Genomic DNA, 17692 nt, shown 5'->3' on the forward strand with positions numbered 1-17692 from the left:
TTTGAATGATGAAAAAAAACGAAAAATTAAATAAATGGCTCTGGAAATGGCATTTCCTGGCCGGACTGATCACCCTTCCTTTTATCCTTATCCTCTCGATCACTGGTGGTATCTATCTTTTCAAAACGGATTATGAAGCCAAAAAACAACAGCACATTACCGAGGTTAGTGTTCAAGGAGAGCCTATCGGTTTCCAGGAACAATGGGAAATTGCAAATCAAAATGCGGTCAAAAAACCAAATTCGATGATTGTTCCCACAAAAAACAACCAGGCAACTCAATTTGTCTCGGGTCGTTTTAGCGGGAAAAGTGACTTGTATATCAATCCCTATACAGGCAAAGTTTCTGGTGAGGTAATTACCAAAAAAACCGATATGTACAAAGTTCGAAAATTACATGGTGAATTGCTTATGGGATCTTTTGGAACTAAAATCGTGGAGCTTATCGCCAGCTGGATGGTGGTGCTTATCGTAACTGGACTCTACATATTTTGGCCGGCTAGAAAATGGAATCTCTCCGGATTCTTTATCCCCAGATGGAAACATGGCAAACGCACCTTTTTTAGAGATTTACATGCCATCAGCGGATTTTGGATTTCGGGACTATTGATACTGGTATTGGCAGGAGGTTTCCCCTGGACAGATGTATTTGGAGAAAATTTTAAATATGTACAAAAGGTAACAAATACCGGTTTCCCCAAAACCTGGCATGGGATAGGATTACAATCACAACCCACAGGAAATGCGATTACACTGGATGAAATGGTGGCCAAAGCGGTTGCCTTAGAGCTTCCTGGTCAAACCACGATACATTTCCCAAAGGGTCCCAAAGGTGTTTTTAGCATCTCTAACCAAAACCCTAGTGATCTTGAGTCGCAAAAAAAGATCCATTATGATCAGTATTCGGGTCAAGAAATGATGACGGTAGCCTGGGCAGATGTAGGGATCCTGATGAGGGCACGAATGTGGGTCATGGCTTTTCATCAAGGAGAATTTGGTAAATGGAATTGGTGGTTGATGCTAGGAGTCGCTTTGGTATTAACGATAATGAGTATTTCGGCATTAGTATCCTATGTATTGCGTAAACGTAAAGGAAGCTGGGGCATCCCAAAAGTTCCTGTTGCATTTCGTGTAGGATATGGCATAGCCATCGTTGTCGTAATTTTAGGACTTGTTTTCCCTTTGTTTGGGGCAAGTATCCTACTGTTAGTACTAATCGAGTATCTTAGAAAGCTGAAGAGAAAAAAAGTACATCCTGTTCCAGCATCCTAACCAGAAAATATGATTATGAAAAAACGTGAAATAGTAAGAGCGACCAGAAAATGGCACAGATACCTGGGTCTTATTTTAGGATTACAATTCTTGATGTGGACAATAGGAGGGCTCTATTTTAGTTGGACTAATATTGACGAAATTAGAGGGGACAACCTAAAAAATAGTGCTCAAAAGATTCCGTATCATTTGGATTATGTCCCTCCACAGCTATTTCTGAAGGACCATATTACAGAAAGAGATAGTTTGATTTCCCTCGAACTCTCTACTATTCTACAACAACCGATATACAGAATACAATATGGCAATTCCAAACAGAAACAAGTGCTTTTGGTAGACGCCATAACCGGAAAAAAAAGAAAAGAGCTAACCAAGGAAGAAGCTATTGCAGTCGCCAAAGAAAAACTGAATGTTACTGCAGAGCTGACCGAGGTTGAATATATCACCGAAACCGGAAACCATCACGAATATCGAGGTAGGCCGTTACCTGCTTATGCCATTACTTTTGATCAACCTGCCAATACCACGGTTTACGTTTCGGTAGACTATGGTAATGTGCAGACGTTTAGGAACAACCAATGGCGAGTGTTTGATTTCTTTTGGATGTTACACACCATGGATTATCAGGAGCGTGATAATTTCAACAACTTATTATTAAGAGCGTTTTCGCTGTTTGGACTCTTTACTATTTTCTCTGGCTTTCTATTGTATGGGTTGACTTCTAAAACATTGAATAAAAGAAAAAAGTCATGAAGAATTTTTTAATACTGCTTCTAAGCCTTGTGCTATTTGCACAGTGTAAAAAACAAGAGCCAATCTCTATTACAACTGAGCAGAATAACATTATACAGCAAAAAGAAGAAAAAAACGTCGGTCTTTCCAAAGATCGAATTGTAAAGCAAGACGGATCATCATATACTCTTGAAGAGCTAAATGCATTATCCCATACCGAATTAATGCAAGCGGTTTACGAACCGCCAAGAGACACCATCAAAACCATAGGAATCCTGTTGTATGAAGGATATTTTATGTTGGACGCCATGGGACCACTCTCAGTACTCAATCATATCCATCCTGCACAAAAACTACTCATCGGTAGAGAAAAAGGACTGGTGACCAGTAGCGATAACGTAAAGATACAGGTGGATCACAGTATCAACGACATCGAACAATTGGATATACTCATTGTTCCCGGGGGTGTGGTAGAAACCTATAAAGCTACTCAAGACCAGGAATTACTCTCCTGGATTCGTAAAATTGATCAAAAAAGTAAATACACCGCAAGTGTGTGTACTGGGGCCTGGATTTTGGGAGCAGCGGGTGTGTTAGAAGGAAAACAGGCCACTACCAATTGGTATAAAGCCGAAGAAAATCTCGAAAAATACGGGGCTCAATTTGTACAAAAAAGATACACCCATGATGGTAAATACTGGACCAGTGCAGGGGTATCGGCAGGGATTGATATGAGTCTTGCTCTGGTAGATCATATTATGGGACGCAATTATGCGCAGTTTACTGCGTTGAACTTAGAATATGATCCCGATCCTCCTTTTGAAGGTGGGCATCCGGATAAAACCGATCAGGTGGTCACTTTTATGACCGAAAAAATGTATGACCAGTTGTTACATACGGTGTCTACGGAGAAAAACTAATAGACGCTATATCACAAAACAACACCAATAAATAATATCTTTGAACAATTAAAATTAAATCATAATGAAACTACGTATTTTTTATTCCCTTATACTTTCAGTACTACTATTCTCTTGCAATCAATTATCCAAAGAAGAACAGGAGTTTGACGCACTTATGCAAAAGGTAATTGATGTGCACGACGAGGTAATGCCAAAAATGGGAGAAATGAGTTCACTCATCAAAGAGTTGGAAGCTAAAGTAGATACTACCGCACAAGGGCAGAACTACGCGAAAGCACAACAAGATGTAAAAGACGCTTATGATTATATGATGAGCTGGATGGGGAACTTTAGCGATTCTTTCCCGCATGATGAAACCAACGATAGTGCTGATCCAGAAAAGTTGGCTGCCAAATTCAAATTACTACAAGAAGAAGAAGTAAAAGTTGAGAAATTAAGGGATCAAATTAACGCCAGTATTAAAAACGCAAAAGCGATATTGCAAAAGCCCTAAAGTGCTATGCTATCATAATTTCTAAAAAAGTTTTACTTTAGCAGCTGCAACAAATCACTTAAACCAATGAGAAAAATAATTTTATTTGCAACCGTACTAGTTATTTCGGCATCTTCAGGATATGCCCAGAAGAAAAAGGACCTTCTTGAAGAGATAGACAAGCTTAGAAAAGAGCTAAAAACCACAAAAGCTGATCTAAGTGATTCCCGAAAGAAAGAAAAAGCCACACTTACACAAGTAGCGACCATGGAAGCTCAGGTAAAGGATCTTAAAGACACTAATGCTTCTTTACTATCCAACATGAGTAATTTTACAGAGCTGTCTAATCAAAAGGCTGAAAATCTTAAGAAATCTCAAGAGATCATTCAGGAGAAAGACAGACAACTGAAAACCATAAATGATGCGTTAACACAATCCGATTCTACCAACCTTGCTGTTTTTAGCACGTTTAAAAATGCTATTGGTGGTGATAATGTAAAAATCGGACAAGGTGTGATCTATATTGTATTACCAAATGATATGCTTTTTGGTGACAATGATAAGAGCTATATGGTGGCAGACGGTGGAAAAGCCATGTTAGAAAAAATTGCTGCTGTACTGAACAAAAGTAAAGACTTGAACGTAATTGTTGAAGGAAATAGCAATGCGCTAAAGCTAGATGGTAAAACTTTATTAGATAATTGGGATCTAAGTGCAAGACAAGCGGCCTCTGTGGTTCGCGTATTGCAAAACGATTACAAAGTAGATCCTAAACGTTTGGAAGCTGTAGGTAAAAGCGAATATGCTACCGATGGTATAGAAACGGTGACCAAAATTATTATTGATCCAAAATTTGATGGTTTTTTCAATTTGGTGAAGAATAATATGAAAAACGACAAAGGATAAAAAAACAACTCCTTATACCTTAAAATCCGATCGTATTGATCGGATTTTTTTATACCCCTACTTTATAGATGCTTTTGAAAATTCAATTAATTTTAATACATTTACGTAACCAGTTACGTAAATAATAAAATAATATGGATTTTTTTGATAAGGCAGGGGTCATGGCCATAGGTTCAAGATTGAGAATGTTAAGCGAACAACTTACCGAAGAAGCTACAAAGATCTATGATCTATACGATGTGGGATTAAAACCAAAATGGTTTCCTGTATTTTATCTCCTATCCCACGATGAATCAAAATCCATCACTCAAATCGCAACCGAGATTGGTCACTCCCACCCTTCTGTGAGTAAGATCGTAAAAGAAATGATCAAAGAAGGAATCCTTTCGGAACACAAAGACAAAATCGACGGCCGTAAAAACAATATTCGGTTGACCCCAAAAGGAAAAGAAATTGCTATTCAGATTGAAGATCAATATCTGGATGTACGAAACGCCGTTGAGGAAATTCTAAATCAGAGTACATACAATATGTGGAATGCCTTGCAGGAATTCGAGTTCTTATTGGAGCAAAAACCGCTTTTGAAACGGGTAAAAGCCCTTAAGAAAAACAGAGAAGCGCAACATGTTCAAATCATTCCTTACGCTCCCAAATACAAAACCCATTTTAAGGAGCTCAATGAGGCATGGATAACGCAACACTTCAAAATGGAAGATACCGATCATAAGTCGTTGGATCATCCTGAAGATTATATTTTGGATAAAGGAGGCGAAATTCTGGTGGCATTGTATAACGAAACACCTGTAGGAGTCTGTGCTTTGATCAAAATGGATCATCCAGAGTACGATTTCGAACTCGCCAAGATGGCAGTTGCTCCCGAGGCGAAAGGAAAAGGTATTGGATGGATATTAGGGCAAGCGACGCTGGAAAAAGCAAAATCTCTGGGAGCCAAAACGGTATACTTAGAGAGCAATACGGTGTTGAAACCTGCCATACACCTATATCACAAACTAGGGTTCGAAAAAGTGGTAGGCTACCCTACTCCTTACGAGCGTTGTAATATTCAAATGGCCAAAACGTTATAATATACTTTTCAAACTACTATGTTTTCGGCGTAGAAGTACTTTTAAAACCATTTCATAATGGTTGTTTAAATGTTTTACCTTAAAAGCTAACCTACGCCGATTCATGGTAGTTCTGGATCTTAGCGTTCTTTTCTTCTTTGTGCTATCCATACATAAAGGAATCAAACTTGTTTTAAAGCTTTCTTAAAAGCAAACCAAAATGATTCTATCTCATTAAATTTTTGTAACTTAATGAGGTACAGACTTTAAAACCTCTCAATCATGAAAACCTTAATTTTTATTCTAATGGGGTTCTGTTCCTTCCTGGCGATCAATCAGGAAAATAACAAACCCAATAGCGAGCTCTATAACCTTGAAGGTGTTTGGGAATTACAACATCAATACATGTATCAGGACAATCATATTGCGGATACATTGCTGAATCAAAATGGATATCGACAAATCAAAATGTATAGTCAAGGAAAAGTCATGTGGACCCGTTACGATCCAAAAGACAATAACGAATGGTTTGGCTACGGGACATACACCATAAAAGATGGTATTCTCGAAGAACGTCTAGAGTACGCCTCTGGTTCTATGATGAAAATCCTGGATACCACCAAAGTATTTACTTTTGAGCTAATTGTTGGTCCTGATTCTTATCAACAAATTGATCTGGATGAAAATGGACATTATTACCATGCCGAAAACTATAAACGCATAAAATAAAAGAAATGCATCACTTACTCTGATGCATTTTACTTTTGTTCTTACTTCGTCTTGGCGATGGTACGCATTGCTTTTTTAACGATGTAAGTCGTTTCTTTGGTAGCCGAGTCTTTGGACCAGGTGGTACAGATCATACTCACCCAATCAGGTTGTGTTTTGCTAGCATCGTTGAGCCAGTTTCCTACCGAATCTCGTACATATTTTGAGGGATCGGATTTTACCGGTTCGATAAGCGAAAGCCCTTTTTGAGGGTTCTCCTGAAAAGCCAGTATTTTTTTGGTCCATACCCCTACTGGTCGTAAGGATTCTACGGCATAACGACGAATATTTTCGTCCTGATCCTTTGTCCAACCAGATAATATTTGAATGGCCGAATCCAGATCCTCAATCATTCGCTCTTTGCTTGCAAAAATAACTACCTCCCGTACTCCAAAATGGGAATCCGCAGCATAGGGTTGCATCGCTGATAATAAATCGGCAACCACATCATAAAACAAACTTTCTGCCCAGCAGCTCCAACAACGTACAATATCACTGGGATGACTGGATAAGTGTTTACGAATAAAAGCAACATCCGAAAGTTCAGCAAAAACTTCTCCTATTACTTTGGTATTGCTATTGGCTGTTGGCTTTTTTTGTGCATTTACTGCGTCTTCAAAAGAGGAAAACCAATCCATTTTTCCCAAAGGTTCCAAAACCGTCTTTAGTAATACCAACTGATCGGTAGCCAACCATTCCATTAAGTTTTTGGTTTCTACTTTTCCGGCATTTAGATATTCTATGACTTCTGGATCTAAGTCTTTTAAGCTTCTAGGACCTTTTCTGTTTTGGATGTGCTCTGGGATCATTTTTTATTTTTTGATTTAGGAATTACACCGATTAAATGACTATTCTGTTTGATTAGCTCTGCTATGGCTGCGGCTGCTTCCTCAAAATCATCTGCTTCATCAGGTAATAACAGCCAGGATTTAATATTGTAGGTTTCCAAATTTCGTAAAGAGGGGAACATTTCCTTCAAAATAGGTTGATATGCTACTTTGGTTGCGATCCAAATCCCATTATCTACAGGACTATGATCTTTGAACCGGGTGGCCAATACGATTTTTTCTTCTACATAGATCCCTACGTTCCCAAACATCTTTTTGGTCCGTAAGGGTAACGAATATAATAAATCCAGTATGAAGTCATAGGGTATCACAAGTACAAATGTAAAGGTATATAGTATCCCTACATACCCATTCACTACATACCAACCAAAATTTTTATGTTATACATATATTTGTATCATAAAGGATCATCAATATCTATATGACCAAGAGAATAGCCATATTACCCTTTGAGTATAAAGGAGAACAACTACAGTTTCTGTCGCACAGCATTCAGGAAGTGCTAATGCAAGAGCTTGGTCCATCACAAAAGTATACGGTAATCTCTAAGCAATCCACCCAGGTAGCCGTAGCACAATCCGCTAATTTAGCACACATCAGCACCCAATTGGATGTGATTCGCGTGATTACGGGTACGATTATAGAGCAAGATGCATTAAAAGTGCATATACAATACCACAGGCTTGATCTTAACGAAATAGAAGAAACCACCATTTCTATTTCCAAAGCCAGCATCTTTACCCTTGGAGAGCGTTGTCGAACTGCTGTTTTACAATTGCTACAAATCAAAGAAGAAAAACAAAAACCCCTCACCGTACAAAAACTCACCCACCCTGAGCTGTATCAAAAATTTATGCTTGGGGGGTATCATTTTAACCGATGGACTCCAGAAAATGTTGCAGAGGCCATAGCATTATTCCAAGAGGTGATCCAAAAAGAGCCCAATTTTGCACCCGCATACTTAAAACTGGCCAAATGTTACATCTTTCAGGCAGGACGAGGCTTAGAGAAACCAGATACCGTGTATCCAAAAGCACGAAAAGCGATCGATCAGGCATTACAACTCAATCCCGAATCTGGTGAAGCTATCATTGACAAAAACCTCATTGATTTTTTTTACAATCTGGATTGGCGAAATATCTACAACAGTATAGAAGAAGGGCTAGAGAAATATGTAGATGCCAGCGAAGCTTACCAACAATTATCCTTTTTCTGGTATGGGTTAAAAGAATACGATGCCGCTTTGGATGCCCTATATTCGGCTTTGGAGTATGACCCACTATCCACCGGTATTTTGAATATGATCGGAGATGTGCAATTGAGTGCAGAACTCTATGATGACAGTGAGAAAACCTTTCTTTCCATCTTGAAAATGGTTCCTAATGACATTGCTTCTCTAGAGAATCTAATGTACATCGCCTCTTTGCGAGGAAACGAAGCTCTTGCCTCTCGTTACCTACGGAAATTACAAAAAAACTTATCAGACACCACCCCTTATGTTCCCAGAATGGGGTATTTCTACGGAAAATTTGGTCATGATCAGGAAGCCCAGGACTTTTTGGATCATTTTGATAGGATAGAACAACAATTTCCTAATCGGGTGCTACATAATTACAAAACTCAGGTGTATTCTGGCAGAAAAGATTGGGAAGCTGTAATGGACCTTATCGAAAAAGGTTGGAAAGCACGTACAGGCATGTTATTTATTCTCACCGATCCTCAATTAGCACCCATCCACAAATGGAAACGGTATCAATTGATGGTTTCTCAGGTGTGGTTGCCCGAAAAAGTGGAAGACGTTGATTACATCTCCTTACATACCGACATTAAAGAAACCATTCGGGTGAACTTAAAAGCCTTATTGTTTATCAAAGCCGAAGACAATTATTCTCGTCTGTATTTCTTTCAAAATTTCAGATTAGAACAAAAACTGGTACGCGCTACGCTCAAAACTATAGAAAAACAGCTTCCAAATGCCTTTGTACGCATCCATCGTACTTACCTTTTAAATACGACTAACTCTTTTCAACTCTTTGGGAATTCTAAAACACGCTTTATTACCCAGCCACAACATGATATAGAAATACCGGTAAGCCGTAGTTTTGATCATACGCTGTTAACCAATATCACCGCATAGTCATTCCTACCCAACTACTACACAATTCCCCATATTTTTTTCACCACTTACCCATTGATCACATAAATGATTTAAAAGCAAGTGCTCTTTCGACATTTGAATAAACTTTTAAAAATCATTAAAATGAAAACAGTAAAATTCTTAACCTTGATGGTGTTATTCGTGTCCTTTTCGGCGATAGCCTCTTGCAAAAATCCATCAACCGAAAAAACCAACCAACTTGCAGAAGCTACTATTACAAATGAAAGCTCTTCTGCGGTAGTGAAATCTGCTAACATCACTTTTAAATCAGGCAAACTTATCGAAGTAGCCCTATTATCAGTAAAACCTGAAGGTCAAAAAGCATTTATGGAAGAGTATTTCCCAAAAGTAATGCCGGTAGCAACTCCTTATGGAGCAAAACCTATCGCTTCTTTTGCGGTGGTAAAAACAGTATTGGGAGATAAACCCAACCAAATGGTAGTATTTTTTGAATGGGATAGTATCGAACAAAAAAGAGCATTCGAATCCAATCCAGAATACCTAAAACTAAGAAACATTAGAGACAATGCATTGAGTTTCTTAAGCCAGGGGTACTTTCAAGTAGAACAGGATGTCACCGTTACCATCTCTTCGGATCAGATTTATGACTTTGCAGGTATTTTTATAAATCCCAAAAAAGCACACTTGCTACAAGAATATTTTCAGGCGGTGCTACCTACAGCTTCAAAACCAGAATTTGGGTACACTCCTATTGTTAACCTCAACCCTATCCCGGGAGTCTATGACCAAAATTATCACCCTTCGGTAATTGCCTTTGCACAATGGAAAGGTGGGCCAGACTCTCAGGCGCGCTTTGAGAAAACAAAAGCTTTTCAACAGCATAAGGAAAAAAGAAGCCAGGGCGCTCCTTATATCGATGTATTTCACATCAAACCTATCCTATAATATCAAAAGGAGGTTGTCATGAAAAATAAAAAGAGATCGAAAGAAAAAACCTCCAAAAAAAACTCAACAAAAAAAGAATGCAAGTGTCAAACACAGAAATCTAAAAAGAGCTTGTATTACCTTCTTTTCAAAGGTGGATTTTGGTAGCGATAGTGATTGATTGATGATTGTTCGTTTGTTTAACGAAAATTGGGCGGGATGATGTGCTCTCTCGCTCAATTTTCAAAACAAGCATACAGAATGTCTTACCCATTTACTACAAGACGATTCACCATCATTCATTCTTCATACCTGTTCACTACACAAAGAAATCAAAGCAAAACGATATAAACATCTTTGATAACATTAAATAACTTAAATACACATTAAAAATGGAAACTAAAACAGAAAAAAAACAAACCCTAAGAGGATTCGATTTAGAACTGCGAGAAAACCCGTCAAAAGAAGTACAGGCGGTGTATGATTGGTCGAGCGAAACTTTTGGTTTTATCCCTAATCTCACCAAACTATTAAGCGGATCTGAAGCGACGTTACTTTCTTATATCCATGCCCAATGGAATCTGGATAAAATCGGTAGTCTTTCTCCAGAAGAAAACAATATCGTGCAATTGAGTATCGCCGTAGAAAATGAGTGTAAATATTGTACTGCTGGTCACACCCTTGCCGGAAAAGTATTTTTTGGTTCTGCAGAAGAGGATTTAGCTGCTTTACGTAGTAAAACGGCTTTATCTAGTGAAAAATTCGATGCATTACGTGCTTTTGCGATTAGTGTTTACCAAAAACATGGTCGTGTGAATGATACCGAACTAGAAGCATTTAGAAATGCAGGGTACAACAATGCACAAGCTTTGGATGTGATCACCAACATTGCAGTAAAAGTGATCTCTAATTTTGCGAATCAACTTGCAATCAACGAAGTGGATGAGCCTATGCAACCCTTTACCGAAGGACTTGAAGTTTTTAAAACAGATTATCGCTAAGCAAATAGCAAACGAACATTCTAAATTTTTAAAATCATGAAAAACATTTTAAAATCAATACCCATATGGATACTAATTCTAATATTGTACTCCTGCAAATCTGTTGATTTACGAACGGACTATGTAAAAAATGAATCCTCACAAACGTTGGAGGAAAAAGGAAGACAGTTGCTAATAGAATCTTCCAACAAAATGGGATATGATCAATTGGCCAATAGCGAAGTGTATGAAACGGTAGCTAATTTTCAATGGAAAGGCCTTTGGCCACTCATGCCTATGAATGCTTTGCCAGGAAACCTGAATAAAGACATTCAATTTCGTTTTGCCACCAATTCTTTTGATGGACAGGTAGAATATCTTGAGGGTCGTAAAGAAGGGCTGGTACAGGGACTCCAATCCTGGGAAGGCTATAAAACCTGTGTTGATCATAAAGAAATCACCAGGCACGAACATGATCGTTATTTATGGGGACTTGCTACCTATCACTATCTCATAGAAGCACCGTTGACGATAAAAGATGCCGAGATCGTGCGATATGCTGGTGAGAAGGAATTTGAGGGCAAAACCTATGAAACGGTATATGTTACCTGGGGAAACGAAACTCCTAACAAACAATACGATCGTTTCTTGATCTATATCAACAAAGAAACGCGATTCATAGATCTTGCAGAACTCACCATTGGGGATTTCTTTTTACCCATGCCCAAAGGCTTGCAACATGCTACAGTACAATGGGATCGGGAGAAAGCCAGCAACGGTACTTACTTACCCAGTACTACCTATATCCAGCTCGGTAAACCCAGGGACAAGCAAAAACATGTATATAAATACACGACCAGAAACTACAAGTTTGATAGTTTCAAGAAATCGAAACTGTATCCTGTAGCCGGTTTGGAATCTTATGGTACTTCAAAAAAGTTTACCAATGATCAGATGTGAAGGTCACGACGTTTTAAGAAATTTAAAAATGATTTAGCTGGTTTTCCGTTTTAGCGATGCGGATTTGTGGCGGTCCATTAAAAATCCAATCTTATCGGTTGGATTTTTTTCATTTACGGATAGGTATATACATTTAATTGGTTAAGAAATATTGCAAGTCCACAAACTCTATGGTATTTATTGTTCCAAAAACCAAAGAATCTTCTTGATCATAGGTATATGTACAACTAGAATTTGCTTCCAATTGTAAACAAGGAGTTATGGCATTTTCATACACTCTCGACACCTCAAAATCATCAGTTCTTATGGTCATATAGGGAATCCCATTTACGTCAAAATTGTTATTGTTGGTCAATCTAATTTCAAATTGAAGCCTCATGGTATTATTACCTGTATCCGGAGTAAATTCAAACCTAAGCACTTCAAACGAAAAATTCTCAAGCAAAGGTGGAGTATCCAAAACTTCTGCAACCGTAGGTTCTGGAGTATCACAAGGTACAAGCTGCTCTATATCGTAAGAAAAAGACCGATTATTAACGAAATAGGTTTGTGGTATGGTAATAATCTTCATGCAATCCTCATTATCATCAGAACCGCAGGAGATGAATACAAAAACGAAAAGCGAAAGTGTAATTATTTTGTGCATAATATGATCATTTTTCTATTATTCTTAATGTTTCCAAAAGGAAAGATGTTACCTCTATAGTTCAATTAAAAATCAATTAAACGTATACGCCAACCCATTGGTCCACTCGTATTGGGTATCCGGAATGTCCATGGCCGGGAAGGAATCAAATGAAAAGGTGAAAGTCGATTTAAACCTGAGGTCCTTAAATATTTTAAATACTATCGAGGTTTCATTCGAAATTCGATAATCCCGAATCGCATCTACTCGCGGTTGATAGTACGAAGTACTAATGATCGACATATTATCCGATGGATATAAGTTTACAGATACATACATACTCCCCCGAATATCCGAATTGATCACCTCCATCTCCATTTCTTCGGTTTCTTCGTACTCATACATCAACAAGGTTCCTAGATAAAAGCGATGCTTTTTGGACGGCAATACTTTAAATCGGGCTCCTGTACCTGCTAACGCACGGATGTTGATGTTGGAAACCGGATCAAATTGGGTTTGCACAAAAGCTTCCCAGGCAATGCGCGGATAGAATTTGTAGTTGTACCGCAAGTGCTGAATCCCACGGTTCACAAACTTCTCATCATCCAATTGTTGAATATTAAGGTCATTAATAAACAACAGCAGATGTTTTCCTGCACTGTATTGCACATGGGTACGGTTGGCAATCTTAAAAATATCTCGTCTGTTCTTGATCAAAGCCAAATCCAGGCTTACAAAGCCCGACCAACCTGAAGTATCTGCTACTTTTCGTAAAGATTCTACATTCACAATTTGCGCGTTGGTAGTGCAACAAATTATCATCAATAGGACTACGATATATATTCTTTTTGACATTCGGTCTTTCAATAAAAGCCCAAAAATATTCAAAAAGACCAGAAAATAAACGTATCCTTATCGTATTTAGTGATCAAACATGCATTTCTTGTTTTGCAGAGAGATTCCCCCAACTATTTAAAAACAAGAAAATCGAGCTGCACAACATCATGATCGCCGGGAATTTTTGAGGGTATCGATCACTCAAATGCACCAAACCAATGGCCACTACAAAATTGATGATCATAACCAACGCCGCCCATTTTATTTGCTTTCCTAGTATGAATAATATTCCACAAATAAATTGAGCGTACACCGAAATGTGTGCCGCCACTAATGGAAAAATAACCTGGTAATTGGCCAGAAAATCCGCAAACTCTTGCATACGCTCAACAGAAAACACATTATCCTGAGAACCATAGATCAAATGAAAACCTACGGGACCTCGAATAAAAAAATCGGCATGTTTTTTTAATAGGGTAACCATGTGATGGATACTTTATTAATTTTTGGTATTCCTATTGACAAACAAACGCTCCACAATCACTCGTGCCGCAACGGTACTCCCTTGTAGAGAAGGATGAAAACCATCTGGCCCATAGTACGAAAAGTCTTGAGTGGCATCAAAATGTGCTTTCCAGGCTTTCCCCACTGGGCATAACAAAGCATTGTTTACTCGAGCGGCGGTGGTATAATTGGCAATCACCCCTTCAAAAGTGTGGTAATAGTATTGGGCCGGCCACACCATAAAATACACCAATTGCGCATTGTTCTTTTCACATAGCCTTGCATATTTTTTCCCATCACGAATTAGCATATCTCTACCCTCTTTTTGTGAGGAAGGTCCTTGTTGTATTACTACATAATCAAATCGTCTTGAGTTGATCAAACGTTGCACCTCTCCTTCTGCCCAATGATCCACAATCGCATAATTGGGTTTTGCCAACATGCTTACCTCGATCACCATTCCTTTTTTTGCAGCTGTATTTTTCACCAACTTTGGCAAATCGTTGGTGTAAGTCAAACTATTACCCACAAATAGCACATGAATCCCATCTGTGGGTTCCTGTCCTTGAGTGGAACAGCCCAGCATACTTAGTGCTATCAACAACAATAGTATTTGCATTCGCATGGCCATTAAGATTTTAGATAGTCTTGAATTTCAACATACTCAATATCGGGTCTATCCTTATAAAAGTCCTTTAACACGGCCCGATGGGCACCCCCTATGATCACCAATATTCGATCATCTTTGGTAATGTGTCGGTCGATATTGGACATGATATAAAAATTACGTTCCCACCATTTGGCCACAAACTCCATCCCGATATAGGTCGAATCCGAAACAAACTGTCCCGTCCCTACTACATATTGATTCTTGTTCTTGAGGTCTTCTTCTTCAGAATTTTTATAGGCATAATATTCGATCAGCGTACGTTCTCGTAAAAGCTCTGAGTCCTTTTTGTCATTTTCTTTGATCCTATTCAAAAAGGCATCAAACTCTTTTGCCTTATGGGTTTGTGCAAAAGCCGCTAATTGATCCAAAGGCAAACTTAGAGTGTAGTCGATACTATACATATGTATATGTCCCAATGCTTTGGCCAATCGAAATCCCAATTGCTCAATTTCATTAATCGTTAACTCATGGGTCCCCTCCAGAAATTCCAAATAGGTTTGGTTTAAGGCTTCGGCCTGATCCATAGGATATTCTACCATGATTTTGGTGGGTTTGTATTTTTTAAGGTGATCCAGCAGGTTCTTGATTTGGAGTTGACGTTTTGGGGATTGAAAATTATCCAGGTCCATGGATGAAAAATCAGAAGTCGCTCCAAAATGGAAGGTCCCCAAAATCGCAATACTAGGCAGCTCCGGTTTTGGGCCAACTAGTGCATCTGTTGCAATTTTTTCATTTTCAGAACAAGATATGAGGAATGCACACAATAGTACGATAAACCACCATGCCTTACTACTGATATACTTTTGTTTCATAGGTATTGTTATTGAATTGGTAAAAAGGAGACTATTTTCCAAGCTTCAACAATCGGATTTTTTGTGGTTCCCATTGATCCAGGATAGGTTGTGCTTCCTTGTCATAATGCGGCCACTGACTATTGGTGATATACATAAAACCGATCTCGGGATCGTATGAACCATTGGTAGGTTCTCCCGAAACCGGTAATGCATTATCCAACAACAAAACGTCCACTACTCTCATCTCATCATGATTGATTTTTATTAATCGTTTTGGTGTAGTGTTATTTTGTATGGACAACAAAGTCTTTTCATCCAGATAGGTAAGCCCGTCTATTCCTTTTAGTAAGTATTGGGAGGAGTGCATCCAAACTGGTGTTTTATCAGTATCCTTGATATTAATTTTGCATATCCCTTTGATGTAATCGGCTACATACAAGCACTCGTTGTTAGGATCCAGGGTAATCCCTTGCAAGTTTTTGGCATCGGGTACGGCTATGGTCTCTATCAACTCCTTTTTGCGGGTATCGATCACAAAAATCTCTGGCTTTCCTGAGTTGGACGCATACAACCTCCCCTGTTGATCCATCACCATGCTCCCTACTACCGCCTTGTCTGGCAATGTGATTTCTGTAATGATTTCTTTTTTGGTGATATCAAACTCCACCAAACGAGCTTTTTGCTCCTTCTCGTTGGAAATACCCTGAAACTGAGGCAAAGCAGCCATAGAAACCCATACAGACTTATGGAAGGTATCACTCACAATGGTTAGCAGTGCCCCAGGTAACTTGAGTAACACTTCACTTTGTTTTGTATTTAGATCATAGGCAATAAGACGTCCTTCTCGGATATCCGTCATATACAGGGTCGACCCTACTTGTACCAGATCTTCGATATGGTATTGGGCATCGATCTCGGCATAGTCCTCACTGGTGGTTTTTGGCGTTTGGAAGGTTTTGGACACCTGCTGTAACTCCGGTAAAAGATCACTTGCTGCAACCATCGCCTCAAAATCAGCATCCTTTTCAAATTCTACCAACGCATTCCAGGATAGTAATTGTTGTAGGATACTTTTTGCGGATTGGGCATCCCCTGTTAAACTATAGGATGCGGCCAAATTATATAATATGGTAGGTTGCGAAGGATGTATGGTCAAGGCTTCTTGATTTAAGGCTTTAAATTTTTGAAAATCCTTGTTTTTATAGGCCTCCATACTTTGTTTATACAAACTATTGAGGTCTTGTGCCTGACCCAAAAATGCCACTAAAACCAAACCAATCCATAGTATATGCTTCATGTAGTGTTCTTTTCATTAAAGGTACCTCAACAACACCTCGAATGGCTATATTATGATATGGACCACTGATTTAAAGATGTAAAAAGGCATTTTTTGGCTGTTTTTTGATGGTACATAGCAATAATTACGGCAAGTATATCTTTGGTTGGTATGCCACTCATTTTTTTCATAACTTGGTTTTCGAATCCAAATTGCTATAGCTCGTATTGATGAAAATCCTGATTGCAGATGATGAAACCCTGGCCAGAAAACGTATCCTAAATATTCTGGAAAAAGAGAGCGAACCCTATCAGCTGGACGAAGCCAGCTCTGGGAAAGAAGCGATCTTAAAAATCAATACCACCCAACCTGATATTGTGTTTTTGGATATCAAAATGACGGATCTCACCGGTTTTGAGGTGATCGAACATATCGATACTACTGTACTGCCTATTATTGTATTTGTTACTGCTTTTGATCATTTTGCCATCAAAGCCTTTGAGGTCGAAGCGGTAGATTTTTTATTAAAACCTTATAAAAACGACCGGCTACTGGCTGCTTTGCAAAGGGCGATCGCCAGAGTAAACTCCAAAGAGCGAGATGCCTATCGAGAAAAGGTACACCACTTGCTACAGCAATTGGCAACACAAAACGTAGCGCCCAATACCAACCAAAACCAATATTTGGAGAAGATTGCCTTAAAAATGGGAAAAAAGTATGTGTTTGCCGATACGGCACAGATCAAATACATTACCTCTTCTTCCTATTATGCAGAGATTTTTATGCAGGACGGGAAAAAGCATGTATATCGATCCTCTATGGCGGCATTATTAGAAAAACTGAATCCTAATCGTTTTTTACGCATCAATCGGTCTACCATAGTGGCGATTCCTGAAATTAAAGAAGTGATTAGTGAAGGTTTGGGGGATTATAGCATTACTATGAAAGATCGTACGGCATTTAGTGTGACCAAAAACTATCGCCAGGCATTTTTAAAAATAATGGGTATAAAATCATAA

The 17692-nt window shown here is 38.7% G+C and carries 20 protein-coding genes; 12 read left to right on the forward strand and 8 right to left on the reverse strand.

What is annotated here, in order from left to right; genetic code table 11:
- Positions 1-5 precede the first annotated feature (5 nt).
- From BUE24_RS05985 to BUE24_RS06015, 7 genes are all read left to right on the forward strand, one after another.
- Positions 6-1271, forward strand: a complete 1266-nt coding sequence (locus tag BUE24_RS05985) for a PepSY-associated TM helix domain-containing protein (protein WP_244548129.1) — start codon at positions 6-8, stop codon at positions 1269-1271.
- A gap of 15 nt (positions 1272-1286) precedes the next feature.
- Positions 1287-2024: a PepSY domain-containing protein gene (locus tag BUE24_RS05990; protein WP_073314934.1), complete on the forward strand. Its 738-nt coding sequence runs from the start codon at positions 1287-1289 to the stop codon at positions 2022-2024.
- On the forward strand, positions 2021-2923 hold the full coding sequence (locus tag BUE24_RS05995) for a DJ-1/PfpI family protein (protein WP_084549423.1): 903 nt from the start codon (positions 2021-2023) through the stop codon (positions 2921-2923). Before BUE24_RS05990 ends, BUE24_RS05995 begins: the two co-directional genes overlap by 4 nt.
- Before the next feature lie 64 nt (positions 2924-2987).
- Positions 2988-3419 (forward strand): hypothetical protein, encoded by a 432-nt coding sequence (locus BUE24_RS06000; protein ID WP_073314936.1) that lies wholly within the window; start codon positions 2988-2990, stop codon positions 3417-3419.
- A 66-nt stretch (positions 3420-3485) separates the two neighbouring features.
- Positions 3486-4304 carry an OmpA family protein gene (locus BUE24_RS06005; RefSeq protein WP_073314938.1) on the forward strand — a complete coding sequence of 273 codons (819 nt, stop codon included), beginning with the start codon at positions 3486-3488 and terminating at the stop codon, positions 4302-4304.
- A 134-nt stretch (positions 4305-4438) separates the two neighbouring features.
- Positions 4439-5389, forward strand: coding sequence for a bifunctional helix-turn-helix transcriptional regulator/GNAT family N-acetyltransferase (locus BUE24_RS06010; protein WP_073314940.1), 951 nt, complete (start codon positions 4439-4441; stop codon positions 5387-5389).
- 261 nt (positions 5390-5650) lie between these two features.
- Positions 5651-6097, forward strand: a complete 447-nt coding sequence (locus BUE24_RS06015; RefSeq protein WP_073314942.1) for a hypothetical protein — start codon at positions 5651-5653, stop codon at positions 6095-6097.
- 41 nt (positions 6098-6138) lie between these two features.
- Here BUE24_RS06015 and BUE24_RS06020 read toward each other — a convergent pair whose 3' ends face one another.
- A complete protein-coding gene (locus BUE24_RS06020; RefSeq protein ID WP_073314944.1) occupies positions 6139-6945 on the reverse strand; it encodes a DNA alkylation repair protein in 807 nt (268 codons plus the stop codon).
- Positions 6942-7235 (reverse strand): hypothetical protein, encoded by a 294-nt coding sequence (locus tag BUE24_RS06025; protein ID WP_073314946.1) that lies wholly within the window; start codon positions 7233-7235, stop codon positions 6942-6944. The genes BUE24_RS06020 and BUE24_RS06025 overlap by 4 nt, the downstream gene beginning before the upstream one ends.
- Positions 7236-7405: 170 nt before the next feature.
- Here BUE24_RS06025 and BUE24_RS23700 point away from each other — a divergent pair, with 170 nt between their 5' ends.
- From BUE24_RS23700 to BUE24_RS06045, 4 genes are all read left to right on the forward strand, one after another.
- Positions 7406-9121: a LytTR family transcriptional regulator DNA-binding domain-containing protein gene (locus tag BUE24_RS23700; RefSeq protein ID WP_073314948.1), complete on the forward strand. Its 1716-nt coding sequence runs from the start codon at positions 7406-7408 to the stop codon at positions 9119-9121.
- Positions 9122-9244: 123 nt separating this feature from the next.
- The gene (locus BUE24_RS06035; RefSeq protein ID WP_073314950.1) at positions 9245-10048 is read left to right on the forward strand and encodes a DUF1330 domain-containing protein; all 804 of its coding nucleotides are present in this window, start codon (positions 9245-9247) and stop codon (positions 10046-10048) included.
- Positions 10049-10419: 371 nt separating this feature from the next.
- Complete coding sequence (locus BUE24_RS06040; RefSeq protein WP_073314952.1) at positions 10420-11028, forward strand: carboxymuconolactone decarboxylase family protein; 609 nt, start codon at positions 10420-10422, stop codon at positions 11026-11028.
- A gap of 36 nt (positions 11029-11064) precedes the next feature.
- Entirely contained in the window at positions 11065-11967 is a 903-nt protein-coding gene (locus BUE24_RS06045; protein WP_073314954.1) for a hypothetical protein, read from the forward strand.
- Positions 11968-12100: 133 nt separating this feature from the next.
- Here BUE24_RS06045 and BUE24_RS06050 read toward each other — a convergent pair whose 3' ends face one another.
- The 6 genes from BUE24_RS06050 to BUE24_RS06075 all read right to left on the reverse strand — a co-directional run bounded on the left by BUE24_RS06050 (position 12101) and on the right by BUE24_RS06075 (position 16694).
- The gene (locus tag BUE24_RS06050) at positions 12101-12613 is read right to left on the reverse strand and encodes a hypothetical protein (protein WP_073314956.1); all 513 of its coding nucleotides are present in this window, start codon (positions 12611-12613) and stop codon (positions 12101-12103) included.
- Between the two features lie 72 nt (positions 12614-12685).
- The gene (locus tag BUE24_RS06055; RefSeq protein ID WP_084549424.1) at positions 12686-13447 is read right to left on the reverse strand and encodes a DUF481 domain-containing protein; all 762 of its coding nucleotides are present in this window, start codon (positions 13445-13447) and stop codon (positions 12686-12688) included.
- Between the two features lie 73 nt (positions 13448-13520).
- Positions 13521-13913 carry a DoxX family protein gene (locus BUE24_RS06060; RefSeq protein WP_073314960.1) on the reverse strand — a complete coding sequence of 131 codons (393 nt, stop codon included), beginning with the start codon at positions 13911-13913 and terminating at the stop codon, positions 13521-13523.
- A gap of 15 nt (positions 13914-13928) precedes the next feature.
- Positions 13929-14558 carry an SGNH/GDSL hydrolase family protein gene (locus BUE24_RS06065; protein ID WP_073315362.1) on the reverse strand — a complete coding sequence of 210 codons (630 nt, stop codon included), beginning with the start codon at positions 14556-14558 and terminating at the stop codon, positions 13929-13931.
- 5 nt (positions 14559-14563) lie between these two features.
- The gene (locus BUE24_RS06070) at positions 14564-15415 is read right to left on the reverse strand and encodes a DUF5694 domain-containing protein (protein ID WP_073314962.1); all 852 of its coding nucleotides are present in this window, start codon (positions 15413-15415) and stop codon (positions 14564-14566) included.
- Positions 15416-15446: 31 nt separating this feature from the next.
- Positions 15447-16694, reverse strand: coding sequence for a hypothetical protein (locus BUE24_RS06075; protein WP_073314964.1), 1248 nt, complete (start codon positions 16692-16694; stop codon positions 15447-15449).
- Between the two features lie 209 nt (positions 16695-16903).
- Between BUE24_RS06075 and BUE24_RS06080 the strand changes: the two genes are divergently transcribed.
- Positions 16904-17692 (forward strand): LytR/AlgR family response regulator transcription factor, encoded by a 789-nt coding sequence (locus BUE24_RS06080; RefSeq protein WP_073314966.1) that lies wholly within the window; start codon positions 16904-16906, stop codon positions 17690-17692.

This window comes from Aquimarina spongiae (genome assembly GCF_900141785.1).
Taxonomy (GTDB): domain Bacteria; phylum Bacteroidota; class Bacteroidia; order Flavobacteriales; family Flavobacteriaceae; genus Aquimarina; species Aquimarina spongiae.